The organism is Mesorhizobium sp. CA7, assembly GCF_020165015.1.
GTDB lineage: Bacteria > Pseudomonadota > Alphaproteobacteria > Rhizobiales > Rhizobiaceae > Mesorhizobium.
This window is the reverse complement of the sequence record NZ_JAIUHH010000001.1, coordinates 208742-228643: the sequence shown is the minus strand read 5'-3', so window position 1 is coordinate 228643 and position 19902 is coordinate 208742. Positions and strand designations below refer to the sequence as shown.

The 19902-nt window shown below is 64.2% G+C and carries 19 protein-coding genes; 12 read left to right on the top strand and 7 right to left on the bottom strand.

What is annotated here, in order from left to right:
* Positions 1 to 78 precede the first annotated feature (78 nt).
* On the bottom strand, positions 79 to 975 hold the full coding sequence (locus LB552_RS01085; protein WP_224532034.1) for a LysR substrate-binding domain-containing protein: 897 nt from the start codon (positions 973 to 975) through the stop codon (positions 79 to 81).
* Positions 976 to 1233: 258 nt separating this feature from the next.
* On the opposite strand from LB552_RS01085, the gene LB552_RS01080 reads away from it, so the two are divergent.
* The 7 genes from LB552_RS01080 (at position 1234) to LB552_RS01050 (ending at position 9369) form a co-directional block, all read left to right on the top strand.
* A complete protein-coding gene (locus tag LB552_RS01080) occupies positions 1234 to 2748 on the top strand; it encodes a leucyl aminopeptidase (RefSeq protein WP_224601324.1) in 1515 nt (504 codons plus the stop codon).
* 38 nt (positions 2749 to 2786) lie between these two features.
* Complete coding sequence (locus tag LB552_RS01075; RefSeq protein ID WP_224544423.1) at positions 2787 to 3704, top strand: proline iminopeptidase-family hydrolase; 918 nt, start codon at positions 2787 to 2789, stop codon at positions 3702 to 3704.
* Positions 3705 to 3708: 4 nt separating this feature from the next.
* Entirely contained in the window at positions 3709 to 5370 is a 1662-nt protein-coding gene (locus tag LB552_RS01070; protein WP_224601323.1) for an ABC transporter substrate-binding protein, read from the top strand.
* A gap of 78 nt (positions 5371 to 5448) precedes the next feature.
* Complete coding sequence (locus tag LB552_RS01065; protein ID WP_263481441.1) at positions 5449 to 6444, top strand: ABC transporter permease; 996 nt, start codon at positions 5449 to 5451, stop codon at positions 6442 to 6444.
* Positions 6444 to 7415: an ABC transporter permease gene (locus LB552_RS01060; protein ID WP_224601320.1), complete on the top strand. Its 972-nt coding sequence runs from the start codon at positions 6444 to 6446 to the stop codon at positions 7413 to 7415. The genes LB552_RS01065 and LB552_RS01060 overlap by 1 nt, the downstream gene beginning before the upstream one ends.
* Positions 7412 to 8371: an ABC transporter ATP-binding protein gene (locus LB552_RS01055; protein ID WP_224601318.1), complete on the top strand. Its 960-nt coding sequence runs from the start codon at positions 7412 to 7414 to the stop codon at positions 8369 to 8371. The genes LB552_RS01060 and LB552_RS01055 overlap by 4 nt, the downstream gene beginning before the upstream one ends.
* Positions 8372 to 8379: 8 nt before the next feature.
* The gene (locus tag LB552_RS01050; RefSeq protein WP_224601316.1) at positions 8380 to 9369 is read left to right on the top strand and encodes an ABC transporter ATP-binding protein; all 990 of its coding nucleotides are present in this window, start codon (positions 8380 to 8382) and stop codon (positions 9367 to 9369) included.
* Positions 9370 to 9417: 48 nt separating this feature from the next.
* Here LB552_RS01050 and LB552_RS01045 read toward each other — a convergent pair whose 3' ends face one another.
* The 4 genes from LB552_RS01045 to LB552_RS01030 all read right to left on the bottom strand — a co-directional run bounded on the left by LB552_RS01045 (position 9418) and on the right by LB552_RS01030 (position 13190).
* Complete coding sequence (locus tag LB552_RS01045) at positions 9418 to 9972, bottom strand: hypothetical protein (protein WP_224601314.1); 555 nt, start codon at positions 9970 to 9972, stop codon at positions 9418 to 9420.
* Positions 9973 to 10071: 99 nt separating this feature from the next.
* Positions 10072 to 11154 (bottom strand): YcjF family protein, encoded by a 1083-nt coding sequence (locus LB552_RS01040; RefSeq protein ID WP_224601312.1) that lies wholly within the window; start codon positions 11152 to 11154, stop codon positions 10072 to 10074.
* Complete coding sequence (locus tag LB552_RS01035) at positions 11151 to 12623, bottom strand: YcjX family protein (protein ID WP_140841149.1); 1473 nt, start codon at positions 12621 to 12623, stop codon at positions 11151 to 11153. The genes LB552_RS01040 and LB552_RS01035 overlap by 4 nt, the downstream gene beginning before the upstream one ends.
* A 63-nt stretch (positions 12624 to 12686) precedes the next feature.
* The gene (locus LB552_RS01030) at positions 12687 to 13190 is read right to left on the bottom strand and encodes a SixA phosphatase family protein (RefSeq protein WP_140841151.1); all 504 of its coding nucleotides are present in this window, start codon (positions 13188 to 13190) and stop codon (positions 12687 to 12689) included.
* A gap of 246 nt (positions 13191 to 13436) precedes the next feature.
* On the opposite strand from LB552_RS01030, the gene dksA reads away from it, so the two are divergent.
* Complete coding sequence (dksA, locus tag LB552_RS01025) at positions 13437 to 13853, top strand: RNA polymerase-binding protein DksA (RefSeq protein ID WP_095765270.1); 417 nt, start codon at positions 13437 to 13439, stop codon at positions 13851 to 13853.
* A gap of 117 nt (positions 13854 to 13970) precedes the next feature.
* Here the strand turns inward: dksA and LB552_RS01020 are convergent, their stop codons facing one another.
* Positions 13971 to 14687 (bottom strand): flagellar biosynthetic protein FliO, encoded by a 717-nt coding sequence (locus tag LB552_RS01020; protein ID WP_224601310.1) that lies wholly within the window; start codon positions 14685 to 14687, stop codon positions 13971 to 13973.
* Positions 14688 to 14898: 211 nt separating this feature from the next.
* On the opposite strand from LB552_RS01020, the gene cckA reads away from it, so the two are divergent.
* A complete protein-coding gene (cckA, locus tag LB552_RS01015) occupies positions 14899 to 17484 on the top strand; it encodes a cell cycle histidine kinase CckA (protein ID WP_140841155.1) in 2586 nt (861 codons plus the stop codon).
* 104 nt (positions 17485 to 17588) lie between these two features.
* Positions 17589 to 18299, top strand: a complete 711-nt coding sequence (locus LB552_RS01010) for a DeoD-type purine-nucleoside phosphorylase (RefSeq protein ID WP_224601308.1) — start codon at positions 17589 to 17591, stop codon at positions 18297 to 18299.
* On the opposite strand, the gene LB552_RS01005 is transcribed toward LB552_RS01010, so the two are convergent.
* On the bottom strand, positions 18296 to 18601 hold the full coding sequence (locus tag LB552_RS01005; RefSeq protein ID WP_095765274.1) for a ribbon-helix-helix domain-containing protein: 306 nt from the start codon (positions 18599 to 18601) through the stop codon (positions 18296 to 18298). The two genes, LB552_RS01010 and LB552_RS01005, sit on opposite strands and share 4 nt — an antisense overlap.
* A 239-nt stretch (positions 18602 to 18840) precedes the next feature.
* On the opposite strand from LB552_RS01005, the gene LB552_RS01000 reads away from it, so the two are divergent.
* Positions 18841 to 19236, top strand: a complete 396-nt coding sequence (locus LB552_RS01000; protein ID WP_224601306.1) for a VOC family protein — start codon at positions 18841 to 18843, stop codon at positions 19234 to 19236.
* A gap of 74 nt (positions 19237 to 19310) precedes the next feature.
* Positions 19311 to 19859 (top strand): gluconate 2-dehydrogenase subunit 3 family protein, encoded by a 549-nt coding sequence (locus tag LB552_RS00995; RefSeq protein ID WP_224601304.1) that lies wholly within the window; start codon positions 19311 to 19313, stop codon positions 19857 to 19859.
* Positions 19860 to 19902 lie beyond the last annotated feature (43 nt).

Here is a 19902-nt window from a genome sequence, read left to right as displayed (position 1 = left end):
GCCCAGCCGTCGACAATGCGAAGGCGGTGGCCGGTCGGTCGCCGCCTTTTTCTTGCGCGGCGCTTCGGACAAGACGCGCTACGAGATACCCATCGTGCGCTTATGGTCGGCGATCTCGGCGAGCAGCCAATCCTGGAACAGGCCGGTGCCTGGCTTGTTTCCGATGCTGCGGCGCTGGTGCAGGTAGATTCCGGCGGGATAGGTGTGGCGGGCGCTGAACGGGGCGACAAGTTTGCCTTGCTGCAAAAGGTCCTGCGCCATCATGGTGTCGGCCAAAGCGATCCCCGCGCCGTTTATCACCTCGCGCATGATCAAGGTGCAGTCATCGAGCGTCGTGCTGGATTTCGGCGTGGCGTCCAGAACGCCTTCCTGTTCCAGCCAGCGCCGCCAGCGCATGCTCTCGCATTCGTGGATGAGGTGATGATTGACCAGATCGGCGGGCGTTCTGAGCGGCACCGGTCCCTCAAGCAGCGACGGCGCGCAGACCGGCGTCAGAACGAGCGGGATCAGCAGCGTCAGGGCCGGGCCGGCCTTGTAGACGAACTCGTCGACAATGGCCAAATCGAAGTTGGCGCGCTTGCCCGACGTCGAGATCTCCAGGTTCACGGACGGATGCAGCTTGCGGAAATTCGGCAGCCGGTCCGCCAGCCAAAGGTTCAAAACCGCCGGCACGCAGAGAACCCTGACCCGCTGGGTCCTGCCGTGACCATGGACGAAGCTGACATCGTCGGTGGCGCGCCAGATAGCCTCGAATGCTTCGGAGAGGCCGCGCGCATAATATGAGCCCCTGATGGTCGGTGTGATCTGGCGAAAGCCGCGCTCGAACAACTCCTGGCCAAGGTTCTTCTCGAGCGCGCGGATGTGGCGGCTGACGGCCGAGGGCGTCAAATGCAGCTCTTCCGCTGCATCCTTGATGCTGCCGAGACGCGCGGCGGCCTCGAAAGCGCGCATGCCATTGAGTGAGGGCAGGGCCATTGGCCGATCATGAAATGTCAGTTGAGTTTTTGTCAATCGACTTGGGCAAAATTGGCGTTTGATCGCCTGGCCGGTTCGGGGATACCCAAAAGGCAAGAGCGACCAAGTCGCCATCCGAAAACGATTGTTTGGGCACTCCGATGCCATTCCACCAACGGCGGAAACCGGCATGGCCGGCTTTCACCGGTGACCGGCGAAGCTTTGCGTTAGACGCCAGCTGAGCCTCGGCGGAGGACCTCAGAATGGGAGAACGAGCTTTTGCCTCAATCGCCGGCGCCGGTCTTCGAAGCGGCTGACGAGATTTCCGCGGAAACCTCGGTCGTCGTCATCCTGCAAACCGCTCAAACCGGTTTTGGTCCCCGGGCAGGGGCTCTCGACGCTGAAATGGACGGGATCTTGTCCCGCGCGTGTTCCGAGCCGGCCGCGCTTGAGGAGTCCGGCGCCTGCGTCGATGTCATCGCGCCGAAGGCGATGTCGACCCGCCGCGTGGTGGTGCTGGCCTTGGGCAAGGCCGAGGCCGTAACCCAGCTTTCGCTGGCGCGGGCCGGCGGTTTGCTTGCGGCGCATCTGGAAGGCAAGGGCGAATGCGCGGCCACCCTGATGCTGGACCCGCTCGCAGGTGTCGACCTGCCCGCAGCGGAAATCCTGGCGCGGGTCGCGCTCGGCATGCGGCTGCGGCGCTATCGTTTCGACCTGCGCAACCGGCGTCAGGGAGCAGGCGCCGACCGCACTTTGCGGGTGCAATTGATCGGCGCGGCCGGTCCGGAGCTGAAGGCGGCGCTGATACGGGTCAATGCCATCGCGGACGGCGTCGAATATGCGCGCACGCTGGTCAACTTGCCGCCGAACCACCTCCATCCCGACAATTTCCACGATCATCTGGAGCCGCTGCGCGAGGCCGGCATCGATGTCGAGATTCTCGACACGGCGCGGCTGAAGGAGCTCGGCATGAATGCGATCCTGGTCGTCGGCTCCGGCTCGGCGCGACCGCCGCGCGTCGCCGTCCTGCGCTATCGCGGCAAGGGCGCCCCCGCGCAGCCGCTGGCTTTCGTCGGCAAGGGCGTCTGCTTCGATTCCGGCGGCCTGTGCATCAAGCGCGGCGAGCAGATGTTCGACATGAAGGCCGACATGGGCGGCGCGGCCGCAGTGGTCGGCCTGCTGATCGCGCTCGCCCGGCAAGGCAGCCCCGTGCATGCCGTCGGCGTGCTCGGCATTGCCGAGAACATGCCATCCGGCACCGCGCTCAAACCGCGCGATATCGTCACGACGGCGTCGGGCCAGACCGTGGAAGTGTTCGACACGGATGCGGAAGGTCGACTGATCCTGGCCGACTGCCTCTATTATGCCGCTTCGCGCTTCAATCCCTCGGTGATCGTCGATCTGGCGACGCTGACCTATTCGGTGATGCGGGGCCTCGGCTCGGTCTTCGCCGGACTTTTCAGCACCGACGACACCATCGCCTCGCGCATGATCGCGGCGGGGGAAAAGGTCGGCGAGCGGTTCTGGCAACTGCCGCTCGACCGTGCCTATGACGAGGGGCTGCAATCGCCCTTCGCCGACATCCGTCACCACGCCAAGGACATGGAAGACGGCGATGCGCCTTATGCCGCGGCCTTCCTGCGCAATTTCACCGAGGACCGCCCCTGGGTGCATCTCGACATAGCCGGCAAGGAAATGGCCGACAAGGACCGGCCGCTGGGCCGGGAGGGCGCCACGGCCTTCGGCGTGCAGATGCTGGAAGAATGGGTGCAGTCCGGCCGGACGGCGAACTAGGCGGCAACGAGATGTCTTCAACCACTGAGGGAGCCGGGATGCCGTCCGAGATCGTCAGCAAGGAAGGGCGGGCCGGGTTCGGCGCCTATGAAACCTGGTACCGGGTCAGCGGCGCGCTCGATGCCGGCAAGGCCCCAGTCGTGATCCTGCATGGCGGGCCGGGTGCTGCCCATAATTACGTCGATGCCTATAAGCTTCTTGCCCGAGGCGGCCGCGCCGTCATCCACTACGACCAGTTGGGCTGCGGCAATTCCACCTTGCTGCCGGAAAAAGGTGCCGATTTCTGGACGCCCCAACTCTTCATCGACGAACTGGAAAATCTCGTCGACCATCTCGGCATCCGCGGCGGCTTCCATGTGCTGGGGCAAAGTTGGGGCGGCATGCTGGGCGCCGAATACGGCGTGACCCGGCCGAAGGGCCTGAAGTCGCTGACCATCGCCAACTCGCCGGCGTCCATGAAGCTTTGGGTCGAGGAAGCCAACCGGCTGCGCGCCGGTCTGCCCAGGGAAGTCCAGGAGACGCTGACGAAGCACGAGCAGGCCGGCACGACGGACGATCCGGCCTACCAGGAAGCGACGATGCGGTTCTACGAACGGCATGTCTGCCGGGTCGTGCCTTTCCCGCCCGAGGTGACGGAGACTTTCGCCCAGATCGTGCGCAATCCGACCGTCTACAATGTGATGAACGGCCCGAACGAATTCCACGTCATCGGCACGCTGAAGAGCTGGAGCGTCATCAACCGCCTGCCGGCCATCGAGGTTCCGACACTCCTCATCTCCGGCCGGCACGACGAAGCCACACCCGCGACCGTGCAGCCCTTCAAAGACGGCATTAAGGGATCGCGCTGGCAGATATTCGAGCATTCCAGCCACATGCCGCATGTCGAGGAGCAGGAACTCTGCATGCGTGTGGTGGGAGACTTCCTGGACGACAATGACAACAGAAAAGGGGAATGACGATATGAAGAAACTGCTTTTGGCGGCATCGGCCGCGGCATTGCTGGCCGGCTCGTGGCTGGCTCCGGCGCATGCCGAATATCTCAAGGAACACCGCGGCGGCACCATTCGCCTTCTCGCCCGATCGGCGGCCGGAACGCTCGATCCGCATATCAACTACACGGACCAGGGCTGGCAGATGTACCAGCCGATCTATGACGGCCTGGTCGCCTTCCGCAAAGCCGAGGGCGTCGAGGGTTTCTCCATCGTTCCCGACTTGGCCGAGGCGCTGCCCACGGTTAGCAATGACGGCAAGGCTTTCACCTTCAAGCTGCGCAAGGGCATCAAGTTCTCCAACGGCCAGGACCTCGGTGTGAAGGACGTCGTCGCCTCCTTCCAGCGCATCTTCAAGATTTCCGGGCCGACCTCGGGCACCTTCTATGCCGGTATCGTCGGCGCCGACAAATGCCTGGCCGACACCAAGAGCTGCACGCTGGAAGGCGGTGTCGTCGCCGACGAGACGGCCGGCACGATCACTCTCAATCTCACCAAGCCGGACGCCGAGATCCTCTACAAGCTTGCCTTGCCGCACGCCGTGATCATGCCGGCCGACACGCCGGCCGAGGACATGGGCTCCAAGCCGATCCCCAGCACCGGCCCCTACATGATCTCGGCCTTCGATCCCAACAAGGGCATGACGGTTTCCCGCAACCCCAATTTCAAGCAGTGGAGCGAGGAAGCCCAGCCGGACGGCTATCCGGATGTCGTGCAGTATGATTTCGGCCTGTCGGAAGAGGCGGCCGTGACGGCGATCCAGAACGGCGAAGCCGACTGGATGTTCGACGCGCTGCCCAGCGACCGCCTCGGCGAGCTCGGCAGCAAATCCATGGACCAGCTGCACATCTCGCCGCTTTCGGCCTGGTGGTACGCGCCGCTGAACACCCGCATGGCTCCATTCGACAATGAAAAGGCGCGCCAGGCCGTCGCCTATGCGGTCGACCGCAACACGCTGGTCAAGCTGTTCGGCGGCAAGGTGCTGGCTTCGCCGGTCTGCCAGGTCCTGCCTCCGGACTTCCCCGGGCACGAGGACTATTGCCCCTTCACCAAGAACCCGGGCGCCAAATGGTCGGCTCCCGATGTCGACAAGGCCAAGCAACTCGTCGAGGAATCGGGCACCAAGGGCCAGAAGGTGACCATCATTGTCGAGGATACCGCCATCTCGCGGTCGATCGGGGTCTATCTGCAGAGCGTGCTGACCAACATCGGCTACGTCGCCGACGTCAAGCCGATCTCGTCCAACCTGCAGTTCACCTATATCCAGAACACCAACAACAAAGTGCAGATGTCCGTCACCCAATGGTACAAGGACTATCCGGCGGCGTCGGACTTCCTGAACATCCTGTTCAGCTGCGCTTCCTATCGCGAAGGTTCGGACGCCTCGATCAACATTTCCGGCTTCTGCGACAAGGATATCGACGCCCAGATGCAGAAGGCGCTGGACCTCGGCGTGACCGATCAGAAGGCGGCCGACAAATTGTGGGCGGCAATCGACAAGCAGGTCACCGACAAGGCGCCGGCGGTCGGCCTCTTCACGCCGAAGCGGCTTGATTTCGTCAGCAAGCGGATCGGCAATTTCAAGTTCAACCCGCAGTTCAACTGGATTATCACCCAGTCCTGGGTGCAGTAAGGGGCCTGGGTGCAGTAAGGGGCCTGGGTCCAGTAACGAACCGCGGAATCACATATCGTGTCCAGCCAAGTCGCCGCCATGCCGCGCAAGACGCGAGGGCCCTGGGCCGTCGCGTTTGCGAAGCTGGCAACGGACAGGGCCGCCATGGCGTCCCTGGCCGTGTTCCTCATCATCGTTCTCGCCTGTTTCAGCGCGCCGCTCTACGCGAAATGGGCGGGCACGGATCCGTTCGCCTCGACGCTCGACGCCGTCATCCAGATCGACGGCGCCGACGTTCCGGTGATGGAGCAGTCGACCGAGGGACTGGGGCTTGGCTACACGCCGATCGGTCCGACCTGGCGGCTCGGCAATTATTTCCTCGGCGCCGACAGCCAGGGGCGGGACGTCATGGCAAGGTTGCTCTATGGCGGCTTGAACTCGCTTTTGATCTCGGGCGCGGCCACCATCTTCACGCTGATTGTCGGCACGATGGCGGGACTGATCGCGGGTTATTTCGGCGGCATCACCGACACGGTGCTGTCGCGCTTGCTCGACGTGCTCTGGGCGTTTCCGATCTATCTGCTGGCGATCTCGCTTTCCATCGTCACAATCGCGCAAGGCATCGCGATCGGACCGATCGAGATCCAATCTGGCAGTCTATGGCTGCCGATCATCATCATAGGCATCGTCTATATACCCTATGTGGCGCGGCCGATCCGCGGCCAGGTCCTGGCGCTGCGCCACAGCGAGTTCGTGTTCGCCGCGATCAATCTCGGCGTGCCGGGCTGGCGCATCCTGTGGCGCGACATCCTGCCCAACATCACCACCACGCTGATCGTCTTCGTGCCGCTGATGATGGCGCTGAACATGCTGACGGAATCGGCACTTTCGTTCCTGTCGATCGGCGTGCAGCCGCCGGCCGCGAGCTGGGGCACCATCATCCAGGACGGGCAGGCGCTGCTCTATACGCGACCGCTGGTGGCGCTGGTGCCCGGGCTGGCGATCGCCCTTTCCGTCATGGCGCTCAACGTCTTCGGCGACGGCCTGCGCGATGCGCTCGACCCGCGCTCCAAGGTCCGGCTGGGGCGCGACTGATGTTTTACGCGATCCTTCGTCGTTTCGGTCAGATGCTGTTCGTGATGTTCGGCATCTCGGTCATCGTCTTCCTGATCTTCTTCGCCACGCCCGGCGCCGATCCCGCCGCGCGAATCGCCGGCCGCAACGCTTCTCCGGAAGTGCTGGCTGCGGTGCGCCACAGCTTTGGCTTCGACCAGCCGCTCTACGTGCAATACACGCGCATGATGGAGAAGATCTTCATCACCGGCGACCTGACCTCCTTCGTCAACCGCGGCTGGAAGGTTGTGCCGGCCGTCATGGATTCGATCCCGGTGACGCTCTCGCTGGTGTTCGGCGCCGCGGTCCTGTGGGTGGTCGTCTCCATCATCATCGGCATTGTCGCCGCGGCCACCCGCGACAGCTGGCTGGACAAGCTTCTGATGGCGCTGGGCCTGCTCGGCATTTCCATGCCGGTCTACTGGCTGGGCGAGGTAATGAACCTGATCACCCAGAGCCGCTATCACGACAGCTGGGCATTCTCCTGGGTGCCGCCGCTTGGCTACAAGAATTTTTCCGACGATCCCAAGGGCTGGTTCCTGACGCTGGTCATCCCATGGATCACGCTGGCCGTCCTCTATATCGGCATCTACGGACGCGTGCTGCGCGCGGCCATCATCGAATCCATGCAGGAGGATTATATCCGCACTGCCCGCGCCAAGGGCCTGTCGGAGACCCGTATCCTGTTTCGCCATGCGCTGCGCACGTCGCTCATCGCCTTCGTCACGCTGTTCGGTCTCGACTTCGGCGCGCTGGTGGGCGGCTCGGCCTTGCTGACCGAGGTCGTGTTCGGCCTGCACGGCATCGGCAAGCTCACCTATGACGCGCTGCAGAATCTCGATTTGCCGATGATCATGGCGACGGTCATGTATGCGTCCATGTTCGTGGTGATCGCCAGTGCGGTGGTCGATTTCGTCTACATCCTTCTCGATCCGCGCCTGAGGGCATCATGATACTGTCGGTGCGCGATCTCAAAGTCTCCTTCCGCACGCATGACGGGCCGGTGCGGGCCATCGACGGCGTTTCCTTCGACCTGGAGGAAAGCGAGATCCTCGGCGTCGTCGGCGAATCCGGCTCCGGCAAGACGGTGTCGCTGCTCGCCGTGATGGGGCTCATTACCGACCCGAACGCCACCATCGAAGGTTCGATCCGCTACAAGGGCCGCGAACTGGTGGGACTGCCGCCGCGCGAGTTGAGGCGCCTGCGCGGCAACGAGATCGCGATGATCTTCCAGGACCCGATGACAGCGCTGACGCCGGTCTACACGATCGGCTGGCAGATCGCCGAGCAGATCCGGGCGCATCGTGGTGTCAGCAAGTCCAAGGCGATGGAGCGCGTCGAAGAGCTGTTGGCGGAGGTGAATTTCCCCAACCCGCACGAGGCGATGTCGCGCTATCCGCACCAGCTTTCCGGCGGCATGCGGCAGCGGGCGGTGATCGCGATGGCCTTGTCCTGCGATCCGGCGCTGCTGGTGGCCGACGAGCCGACCACCGCGCTCGATGTCACCGTGCAGGCCGGCATTCTCGACCTTGTGCGCAAATTGCGGGCGAAGCACAAGTCGGCGGTGGTCTTCATAACGCATGACATGGGCGTGGTCTCCGAGCTCGCCGACCGGGTGATGGTCATGTATGCCGGCCGCGTTGTCGAGCGCGGCACCCGCACTGAGCTGTTTTCCGATCCGCGACATCCTTATACGCGCGCGCTGCTCGGCTCGATCCCGCCGCTGACCGGCGACAAACCGCGCCGCCTGCCGGCGATCCCCGGCTCGCCGCCTTCCTTGCTGCGGCTGCCGGAAGGCTGCGCCTTCGGCCCGCGCTGTCCGGTCCGCTACGAGCCTTGCGAGGCTGGCAAGCCAGGTCTCGGCGCGAGCGCGCACGCCGCTGCGTGCTTTCGGGTGGCACAGGCATGAGCGAGTTGATGACAGACACAGACCGACCGATCCTCGAGACGCGTTCGCTGGCAAAACGCTTTTCGATCGGCAGCCGCTTTTCCGCCGAGGGCAGGCGGACGGTCCATGCGGTGGACAACGTCTCGCTGAGCGTGCGGCGCGGCGAGACTGTCGGCCTTGTCGGCGAATCCGGATGCGGCAAGTCCACGCTGGCGCGCTGCCTGGTTCGGCTCTACGACATCACCGGCGGCAAGCTTCTGTTCGAAGGCGACGACATCACCTCGAAATCGCTGTCCGAGCTCAGGCCGCTGCGGCGGCGCTTGCAAATGGTCTTCCAGGATCCCTCGGCTTCGCTCAATCCGCGCCGGCGCGTCGGCGATCTCGTCGCCGAGCCGCTGCGTATCCATGGCAAGGTTTCGGCGCGTGAGATCACCGCGCGGGTGGCGGAGCTGTTTGAGCTGGTCGGGCTGTTGCCGGACCATATGATGCGCTATCCGCACGAATTCTCCGGCGGGCAGCGCCAGCGCGTCGGCATCGCGCGGGCGATCGCGTTGAACCCAGACCTTGTCGTGCTGGACGAGCCGGTCTCCGCGCTCGACGTGTCGGTGCAGGCCCAGATCGTCAACCTGCTCGCCGATCTGCAGGAGAAGCTGAGGCTCACCTATATCTTCATCGCCCACGATCTCTCCGTGGTGCGCCAGGTCTCGACCCGCATCGCGGTCATGTATCTGGGCTCGATCGTCGAGGAGGGCCCGGCGGAAGAGGTCTTTGCGAAACCCGCCCATCCCTACAGCCAGGCGTTGATCTCGGCGGTTCCCGTCGTCGAGACGACGCCTGCGGGCGCGCGCAAGCGCATCATCCTCACCGGCGACGTGCCGAGCCCGCTGGAGCCTCCGTCCGGATGCCGCTTCCATCCGCGATGCCCGATCGCGGCGGACCGGTGCCGTTCTGAGCGGCCGGAACTGAAGGAATATCGTCCGGGCCGCAAAGTGGCCTGCCACTTCCCGACTTTGACCTGAACCGTCTTGTAGCGGGTGGCGGACGCGGGCTGCCGGAACCGCGCCGGATCAGTTCTTGGCGATGGCGCCGACTTCGACCGAATCGACCCGCTTCAGGCTCATGCCGATCACCGGCACCAGCTGATTGTCGACGCGCACGGCCACCGTCACGGTCATCGAATTGCCGTCGGGCACGCGCGCCTGCATGACACCGTTCAACTGCTTGCGGTTGATGGTGAAAACGACCTTCTGGGCGTCGACGACATTGCCGCCGACAATGTCCATGCCACTTTCGGTCGAGCCGCCCATGAAGGTGCCCCGATAGCCATCGCGGCCCTTGCGCTCGACGCTGGCCGACATCTTCTGCGTGAACACGCCGACCCTGCAGCCGCCGTCAAGTGTCATGCCGAGCTTGCTGGCGGGCGTCGAGCCATTGAAGTCGCAGGTAAATTTGGTGCCTTTGTACTTGCCGGCGATGATTTCGCCGGGGCCGACCCATCTGCCTTCGACGGAGCGGAAAAACTGCTTGTCCGGCTCTGCGCCAAGAGCCTTTTCGACGAGGCCGAGCGGCGCGGCGATCGCAATGGCGGCAGGCAGGACGCAGGACAGGATCACGCTTCTCATCGACGACACCCGGCACGAAAGAGTCTATTCTTGGGACCGGACCGACCATGCAGAAGATTGGTTAATGCTTCGTCACCCGCGGCGGGTCACGCGTTTACCTTATCGATCGTCCTGGCTGTTCTTTCGTGCCGCGAACGACGTCAGCGCCGAGAGGAAATCACCGAGGCCCGGGCGCTTCACGGCGATGAACGGCAAGGGGCGTGCCGTTTCCATCGCCGCGATGCCGATGCGCGCCGTCATCATGCCGTTGACGACGCCTTCGCCGAGTTTTGCCGAGAGTTTTGCGGCAAGCCCATGGCCGACGATCTGCTGCACGAAACTGTCGCCAACCGCGATCGAGCCGGTCACCGCCAGATGCGCGAGCACGCCGCGCGCCAGCCGGAAGAAGCCGAGCGTGCCTGGGCGGCCGCCATAGAGCTCGGACAGGCGCCGGATCAGCCGCCCGGCCTCGAACACGACATAGGCAATGTCGACCAGCGCGCGCGGGCTGACCGCCGTTATAAGGGACACGCGTTTCGCCGCCTCCAGAATCATGACTTTGGCGCGGGCATCGAGAGGCGACAGGATCTCGGTCTCGGCCAGCCGCACCAGATTGGCGCCATCGATGATCTCGCCGCGCAATTCGGCCAGCGAACGGCGGCCGGCGGCGGTCTCGGGTTTTGCGGCGACGAAAGCCGAGAGCTCGTCGACCAAGGCGCGCGCCGCCTTGGGGTCGTCGCGCGCCACAGCATCCAGAGCCTGTTTCTGCATTTTTTCGACTTCGGCAAGGCGGGCGATGGCGAGGAATTCGCGGATGAGGATGACGAGCAGCGAGAGCAGCGCGATCGCCGCCATGCCGGCCGCCAGCCAGCCGAGCCATTCGGCGCGTGCGAACAGGTCGCGAATCAGCTGGTCGGCCCAAAGGCCGACCGCCAGCGAGACGAGCACACCGAGAGCGCCGAAGAACAGCCGGGACAATAGCGAGCGCTTTCTCGGCGCTGTCGCCGGCGGCGGGACCGCGGCCTCGATATCCGGCTCGTCGAAGACGTCGACTTCCGAGGGGATCACGACCGCTACATCAGCCCTCGCGGCACGTGGTCGGCGCGCCGGCGGCTCCTCGGCGGCGCTGTTTCGCTGTGGTTGCGGCGGCGCCTCGGTCTCAGGCTCGATGCGGAAGGCCGCCGGTTTGCGGGGCGCGGTCATGCCAGATGATCTCCGATCAGGAACTGCAGCGCGCGGTCGAGCCGGATATGCGGCAAGGACAGCGTGACGCCTTCGGCGGTGCGTTCAAGCTTCGGCGGGCGGAAACGCACGAAGCGGATCGCCGGTTCGGCGCTGTCCACCTGCGATCCGGAAACGTCGAAGACGGCATCCACCTTTTCCGGCAAATCGCCCGGGAAAATGGCGGTTTCGGCCTTTCCGTCGAATGTCTCGCCGTTGATCGTCTCGCTTTTCAGCGGCGTGCCGATGATGACGGGGAGTGTCTCTCGCCCCCGCTTCACCGTGCCTTCGCGGGTCGAGCGAACCGCCGCCATGGCGACGACATCGACGGCGGCACCGCTGAAATTCGCCCGCGCGGCGGCCCGGTCGGTCAGCCGGCGCACGATCGCCTGCAGCCGGTCATGGCTCTCGTGGTGCAAATGGTCCGCCTTGGTCGCGGCCACCAGGATGCGGTCGATGCGGCGCGAGAAGAAGTCGGTCAGGAAATTGCCCCGTCCGGGCCGGAAGCAGGACAGGATCTCAGTCACCGCGCGCTCCAGATCGGCCATCGCGGCCGGGCCGGCATTGAGCGCCTGCATGGCGTCGATCAGCACGATTTGCCGGTCGAGGCGGGCGATGTGCTCGCGAAAGAACGGTTTGACGACATGCGTCTTATAGGCCTCGTAGCGGCGCTCCATCATCGCCCGTAGCGATCCGGAGCGCGGCCGGCCTTGCGACAGCGTCATCAGCGGCGCGAAGGTGAGCGCCGGCGAGCCTTCGAGATCGCCCGGCATCAGGAAGCGGCCTGGCGGCAGCGTCGACAGCGCGCGGTCGTCGAGCTTGCACGCCTTGAGATAGGCGGCAAAGCTTTCGGCCAATCGCCGGGCGGTCATCTCGTCGGCTTCGGCATCTGGATCGATGGTGGAGGCCAACTCACGCCAGGCCTGCGACAGGTCGCAGCGGACGGGCAGGGCGGCCAACTCGACCGCCTCGCGCGAAAAATCGGCGAAAGATTTGCCGAGCAGCGGCAGGTCGAGCAGCCATTCGCCGGGATAATCGACGATGTCGACCGACAGTTTTCCGGCGGAAAACAGACGATTCCAGCCGGAAGCCGACTCATATTCGATGGTGAGCCGGAGCTCGGAGATAGCGCGGGTCGAGTCCGGCCAGACGCGCTCGTTCACCAAAGCCGCGACATGATCTTCATATTGGAACCGCGGAACGGCATCGTCCGGCTGCTCCTCGAGGAAGGCGCGGGCGATGCGGCCGGATTTCTGCGCCTCGAACAGCGGCAGGCGACCGCCATGGATGAGATTGTGGACGAGGGCGGAGATGAACACCGTCTTGCCGGCGCGCGACAGGCCGGTGACGCCAAGGCGCATTGACGGAGAGAAGAGCCCGGCGGCGCGGCCCGACAACGTGTCGAGCGCAATCCTCGCCTCGTCGGTAAAACTGGTCAGCGATGATGCCAAATCAGGCCTCTGGTTGCGCGTCAGCGCCCGATATAGGCCCTGGACCGCGCGTTTGAAATGGCTTCAGAGATCGGCCGGCGTGAGAAAAGCTTCGAGATAGCCATTGCCCTGGGCCGCTTCGGCAAGGTTGCCGGGAAAGCGCACCACGGCAAGGCCGGAGGTCGGAAAACCGTGATTCATCATGCCGCGCGCCGCCTGGTCGCCATTTCCGGACACCGCCATGGCCAGATCTTCGGTCATGGGGTTGTGGCCGATCACCAGAAGCTGGCCAGCGTCCCGATTTTTGCGGATGATCTCCAGATAGCCGGCCGCATCCTCGCTGTAGAGCGTGTCGAAGAACAGCACCCGGCCGGTGTCGGTGCGCCCCGCCAGGCCTTCCAGCGTCTGCCTAGCCCGCTTGGCGCTGGAGCAAAGGGTGACGTCCGGCACATAGTTGCGGGCCCGCATGGCCTCTCCGATCGCTTCGGCATCGGCCATGCCCGATTCGTCGAGCGGGCGGTCGAAATCGCGCATGCCGGGCAGCGCCCAGCCGGCTTTGGCATGCCGCAACAGATAAAGTCTGCTCAACCGGACCCCCATGGCGCTGCCTTCGTGACAAAGCGCGATTAGTCACCAGAACGATGTCATGCACAATGGTCGGCCGGCAACTGCAACGAATCATGTGCGAATTCGTTTTCTGCCGTTGAACAACGTTGTCGCCGGAGTTGCCGATGCAAGACTAACAATTGCGTGAAACTGTCGCCGATAGCGCTTGTGCAGGCTCTTTTCCCCGAATATATAGGCGCCAAATTTTGGGGTTGTTGGGTGAGTCGAATGAACGATATCGTTACCGCCAATTACGTACCCTCCGAAGACGAGCCGTTCATGAACGAACGGCAAAAATCGTACTTCCGTCAAAAGCTTATCACCTGGAAGAACGACATTCTGCGCGAAGCGCGCGAAACCCTAGAAATCCTGCAGCAGGAAAACGCCAATCATCCCGACCTAGCCGATCGCGCCTCCTCCGAAACAGACCGTGCCATCGAATTGCGCGCCCGTGATCGCCAACGCAAGCTCATCTCGAAAATCGACTCCGCGCTCCAGCGCATCGACGAAGGCACCTACGGCTATTGCGAGGAGACCGGGGAGCCGATCGCTCTGAAGCGGCTTGATGCGCGTCCGATCGCGACGTTGTCGATCGAGGCGCAGGAGCGCCATGAACGCCGCGAGAAGGTCTATCGCGACGACTGACGCGATCCAACAGGCAGGAACATCAAAAATGGCCGGAATTCCGGCCATTTTTGTTTTCAGCGCTCGCATTGTCTTTGCCGACAAAGGCGCGAAAGGCTCGTTTGCGCCGGTGGCCGGTCAGCGCTTGTGGCTGCCCAACTCGCCAAGCAGCTTGGTCATCTCGTCATCGAGCGAAGGCTTGGCCGCGGGCTTGCTGGGTGCCGGCTGGGAGTGCGTCTCGTCGAGAGAGGTCTCGAGCTCGTGCATCAGCGTGTCGTCGATGGAATCGTTCGGGGGCGGCGGCGCATATCGGGTGCTGCCGTTCGTCGTTCCGTAGCCCGGCAGCGGCATAACCTTCGCCGTCGGCTGGCTAGGCGCCGCCGGCTTGGGCGCGGGTGTGGGCGCCGGCGCGCGCGGACGTGCGACGGCAGGCTGGGCGGCAGGCGGCGGCGCCGGCCGGGCGGGGGCGGGTGCGGACGCCGGTTGCGGCGCGCGCGGGCGTTGCGCAACTCCTGTCTGCTGCTGACCGGCGTCGCCCGTCAATGCCGGGCGGCGCAGCGCCGCCAGCCTGATGTCGCGCTCGACCACGACATCGGTCGGCCCGCCGATCAGGATCAGATGCTCGATGTCGTCGCGGCGCACCAGGACAAGCCGGCGATGGCTGTCGACAGCGGTGGCATCCATCACGGCAAGCCGCGTCTTGCGGTTCCTGCCGCCGGCGACGAAGGTGCCGAACGTCAGGTTGCGGACCACCTTGATGGCGAGCAGGACGACAACCAGCATGATGAGAGCCGCTACCGTCCACAAGATTGCAGCGACATAACCCGGGCCCGCTACATTATCCAGCCACTGCATCGGTGCACCCCAATCGCCATCTTTGAAGTCAGGGAACACTAGACCGTTGGGACCAGCGACCGCAAGTTCACATCATCCATCGTGAACAGTTTGAAACATGAATCGTTGATTTTATCGGACATTTGCCGCCGAGGCCTTTTCCGCTACAGGAGAATGTGATTCAACCGGCCGTCCGTGTCCGTCGGACACCGGAATCACGAGCAGGGGGAACATGGCCAAGGAAGCGCGCGGCGATTTCTATCCGGTACCGATCGTCGACCAGAACACGCGTCCGGGCGCCGTCACTAGGCTCATCGTCTTCATCGTCGTCTTGACCGGCGCCGCGATCGTCTTCGGACTTTTCCGCGAGCGCCTCGGCGATCCTTTCCTGCTCGGCATGCTCGGCGTGCTCGCCATGATCGGCGTCGGCTTCCTGTTCGCGACCGCGATCGGCTTCGTGCAGATCGCACCGCGGTCGACCGGCGACGAATTGTCAAAAGCCTTCGTCGACTCCATGTCGCAGGGCCTGCTGGTCACCGACACCAAGGGCCGCGTCGTCTACGCCAACCGCGCCTATGCCGACATGACGGGTGCCGCCTCGGCCGCCGATCTCAAGACCGTCGAAGGGCTGTTGTCGGATGTTCCCGAGGCCTCGATGACGATCTACCGGCTGGCGTCGGGCCTGCGCGACGGCCAGGCTGGCGACGGCGAGTTCCGGCTGGCGCAGTCGATCAAACCAGGCGCTGAGCCGGGCGCGCGCTGGTACCGCGCTCGCGCACGCGCCTTCAGCATGCCCGGGCAAAGATTGCCGATGCTGGCCTGGCAGCTGGCTGACATCTCGCAGGAACGGGCGGAGCAGGAACGTTTCTTCCTCGACCTGCAGAAAGCCATAGACCATCTGGACCATGCCCCGGCCGGATTCTTCTCGGCCGACCAAGAAGGCCGCGTCACCTATATCAACGCCACGCTCGCCGAGTGGCTGGGCATCGATCTTGCCTCCTTCACGCCGGGCGCTATCACGCTGCCGGAAATCATCGCCGGCGACGGCATGGCGCTGGTCCGCTCGGTCAAGGCCGACCCCGGTACCACCCGCAACGCCGTCATCGACCTCGATCTCACCACGATGAGCGGCCAGGCGCTGCCGGTGCGCTTCATGCACCGGGTATCGGCAAGCCGCGAAGGCGTGAACGGCCCGACCCGCACGATCGTGCTCAACCGCACCCAGGGCGAGGACGCTTCCGCGGAGCTGCGGGCCTCCGAGGTTCGCTTCACCCGCTTCTTCAACTCGACGCCGATGGCCATTGCCGGCGTCGATGCGAACGGGCGCATCCTGCGCACCAACGCGCCGTTCCTGCAGCTGTTTTCGTCCGTGGTCGACCGCGACGCCGTCGACCGGCGGGTGCGCTTCGAAACGATCGTTCACGAACGCGACCGGCCGGCATTCGCTGCCGCCTTCGAGAAGGCGCGGCAGCGGCAGGCCAATATCGAGCCGATCGATTCCGTCCTGCCCGGCAATGAGGAGCGCCACATCCGCTTCTACGTCAATGCCGTCGCCGACAGCGCGGGCAGCGAAGGCGCCGAGGAGGCGGCGATCGTCTACGCGGTCGAGACCACCGAGCAGAAGGCGCTCGAGGGCCAGATGGCGCAGAGCCAGAAGATGCAGGCGGTCGGCCAGCTCGCCGGCGGTATCGCGCACGACTTCAACAACGTGCTGACCGCCATCATCATGGCGTCCGACCTTCTCTTGACCAACCACCGGCCGTCGGACCCGTCCTTCCCCGACATCATGAACATCAAGCAGAACGCCAACCGGGCGGCCTCGCTCGTGCGGCAATTGCTCGCCTTCTCGCGCAAGCAGACGCTGCGGCCGGAAGTGCTCAACCTGACCGATGTTCTGGCCGATCTCAGGATGCTGCTCGCGCGCCTCGTCGGCAACGACATCAAGCTGAAGATCGACCACGGCCGCGACCTGTGGCCGGTCAAGGTCGATATCGGCCAGTTCGAGCAGGTGGTGGTCAATCTCGCCGTCAATGCGCGCGATGCCATGCCGAGCGGCGGCGATCTCACCGTGCGCACCCGCAACGTCACCGCCGACGAGTGCAAATCCTTCGCCTACCGCGAATTGACGCCGGCCGACTATGTGCTCGTCGACGTCGAGGACACCGGCAGCGGCATTGAGCCCGAGGTGCTGAAAAAGATCTTCGAGCCCTTCTTCACAACCAAAGAGGTGGGCAAGGGCACCGGCCTCGGCCTGTCGATGGTCTACGGCATCATCAAGCAGACCGGCGGCTTCATCTTCTGCGATTCCGAAGTCGGCAAGGGCACGGTGTTCCGTATCTTCCTGCCGCGCCACATCGCCGAGGTGAAGAAGCAGGCCGAGCCTGGCGAGGCGCCGTCGACAGCGGCGACTGCTCCGGCCAAGACCGCCGATACCGCAAAAGATCTTTCCGGCTCCGCCACGGTGCTTCTGGTCGAGGACGAAGATGCCGTGCGCATGGGCGGCGTCAGGGCGCTGACCTCGCGCGGCTATACCGTGCACGAGGCGTCGTCCGGCGTCGAGGCGCTCGAAGTGTTCGAGGCGCTCGGCGGCAAGGTCGATATCGTGGTGTCCGACGTGGTGATGCCGGAGATGGACGGGCCGACATTGCTCGGCGAGCTGCGCAAACGCCAGCCGGACATCAAGTTCGTGTTCGTTTCGGGCTATGCCGAGGACGCGTTTGCGAAGAACCTGCCGGCCGAGGCGCATTTCGGTTTCCTGCCGAAACCGTTCTCGCTCAAGCAACTGGCGACGATCGTCAAGGACGTGCTGGAATCCTAGGGCGTTCAGCGCTTCCTTGGATTGCTCTAAATAAGCCAGAGCTTGCGCATTGCGGCAGTCCTGCCATGATGGTCGCCGGATGGGTCTATCAGGGGTGGTAGCGCGTGACGCCGCATATCGAGGCGGGCCGGGGGGACTATGCCGAAACGGTGCTGTTGCCGGGCGATCCCGAGCGCGCGCAATGGATGGCGGAGATGTTTCTCGAGGCGCCGCGCTGCGTGAACCGCCGAAGGGGCGCGCTGGGCTTCACCGGCCGGTTCCGCGGCAAGCCGGTCAGCATCCAGGCGACCGGGATAGGGGCGCCGTCTTTCCTGATTTATGCCTTTGAGCTGATGGAGTATTACGGCGTCAAAACGCTGATCCGCACCGGCACATGCGGCGGCTTGTCGGAAGACGTGCCTTTGCGCGGCGTCGCCATCTCCAGCGAGGTGCGGGCCGAGAGTGCAATCAGCGGGCAAGTGTTCGGGCTTTACCAGCCGGCGGGGCCGGACCCGGCGCTGCATGCGCGGGCGCTGCAATGCGCCGCCGATCTCGGTATCGCCTGCAGCGCCGGACTGACGATCTGCAGCGACGTCTTCCACCATCCCGATGGCCGCGCTCGGTTTGACCAGCCGATGGCGCTGGGGGCGTTGGCCGTCGATATGGAAACCAGCGCGCTCTATCGGATTGCGGCACAGTTCGGCGCTCGAGCGCTGTCGCTGCTGACCGTCGTCGACCATGTCGCCACCGGCGAGCTGATCGACGATTCGGAGCGCCAGGCGCTTTTCACCGACATGACCCGGCTGGCGCTCGAAGTCGCAGTCGAGAGCAGTTAGGCGGCTTCCTGCTTCAATGCGGCCTGGTCTTCGGCGCTGGGCCGATGGCCGCGCAAATAGAGCGCGCACGTCGTGCGCAGCATGGAAGCGAAGTTCGGGATCTGGCCGTTGATCTCGATCGCCTCGTCATACAGCTTCGAGATGAATTTCGGCGTCGTCAGTCCCTGGCTGTCGGCGATCTCGTCAAGCAGACCCCAGAACGTCGCCTCGAGCTGGATGCTGGTCGAATGGCCGTCGATGCGGATCGACCTGTTGATCTGCCGGTAGCCTTCCGGGTCCTGCCCGGCGAAGACTCTGCACATCGGTACCTCCCGTTGTTGTTTGTCTTGGGCGCCGATTCAGTTGGCTGGCGCCTTTTTGAACACTGCCTGCGTTGGTCATTTTCGATCCGATAGCCGCCGACGGCAATCGGACTTTCGTCCTTAGAATTGGAGCGACACTAGCCGTTTTCCTGCTCTACGCGTGGTAATCGGCTGCCACCACCATTTTTCGCCGGGGCGCATAATCGGCTTCGAAAGCATGAGAGCTCCCGGAGTCCGATTTGGCGAAGACGATCCATTCCATGATCAGGGTTCTCGACGAAGCGCGCTCCGTCGACTTCTACAACAAGGCCTTCGGCCTCGAGGTCGCCCAGCGGCTCGATTTCGAGACCTTCACGCTCGTCTATCTCAGCAATGCCAGTTCGCCCTTCGAGGTGGAGCTGACCGTCAACAAGGGACGTACCGAGCCCTACGCGCTTGGCGACGGCTACGGCCATCTCGCCGTCTCGGTCGCCGATCTCGACAGCGAACACGACCGGATCGGCGCGCTCGGTCTCAACCCGAAGAAGATCGTCGAGTTCAATCACGACGGGGCGCTGATCGCCCGCTTCTTCTTTATCGAGGATCCAGACGGCTACAAGATCGAGGTCCTGCAGCGGGGAGGGCGCTTCCAATAAGGGATACGCCGCGGAGAGGCGCGGCGCCAGCAACGGCACTCTCAGGGGTGCGAACAGCAAGCAGGGAGGAAATCATGGTTACAGTCTACGAGAAGAAACCGGGTTACGAGAGGAAAGCCGGACTATCTAGGCGCGAGCTTCTGAAACGTGGCGGCGCGGGCGCGCTGCTCATCATCTCCGGCAGCGCCGTCATCAGCCCCGAACACGCCTGGGGTCTCGAAACCTCGGCGCTGAAGCCCGCAACGATGGCGACGCTGATCCAGGTGGCGCGCGACATCTACCCGCACGACCAGGTGCCGGACAAATATTACGCCATTGCCGTCAAGGGCCATGACGAGACGGCCGCCAAGGATCCTGCCCACAAGGAGCTGATCGAGAAAGGCATCGCCGAGCTCGACAAGAAGGCTGGCAAGGGCGGCTATCGCGGGCTTGGCTGGGAAGAGCAGCGGGTGGCGCTCCTCACCGGTATCGAGAAGACGCCGTTCTTCCAGGCGGTGCGCGGCGGTCTTGTCGTCAGTCTCTACAACCAGAAGGAGGTGTGGCCGATCTTCGGCTACGAAGGCGAGTCCTACTCCAAGGGCGGCTATATCGCGCGCGGCTTCAACGACATCGAGTGGCTGTAGGCCGCTCTGTCACGAACCGCTTTTCGACAGATTTCATGGGAGG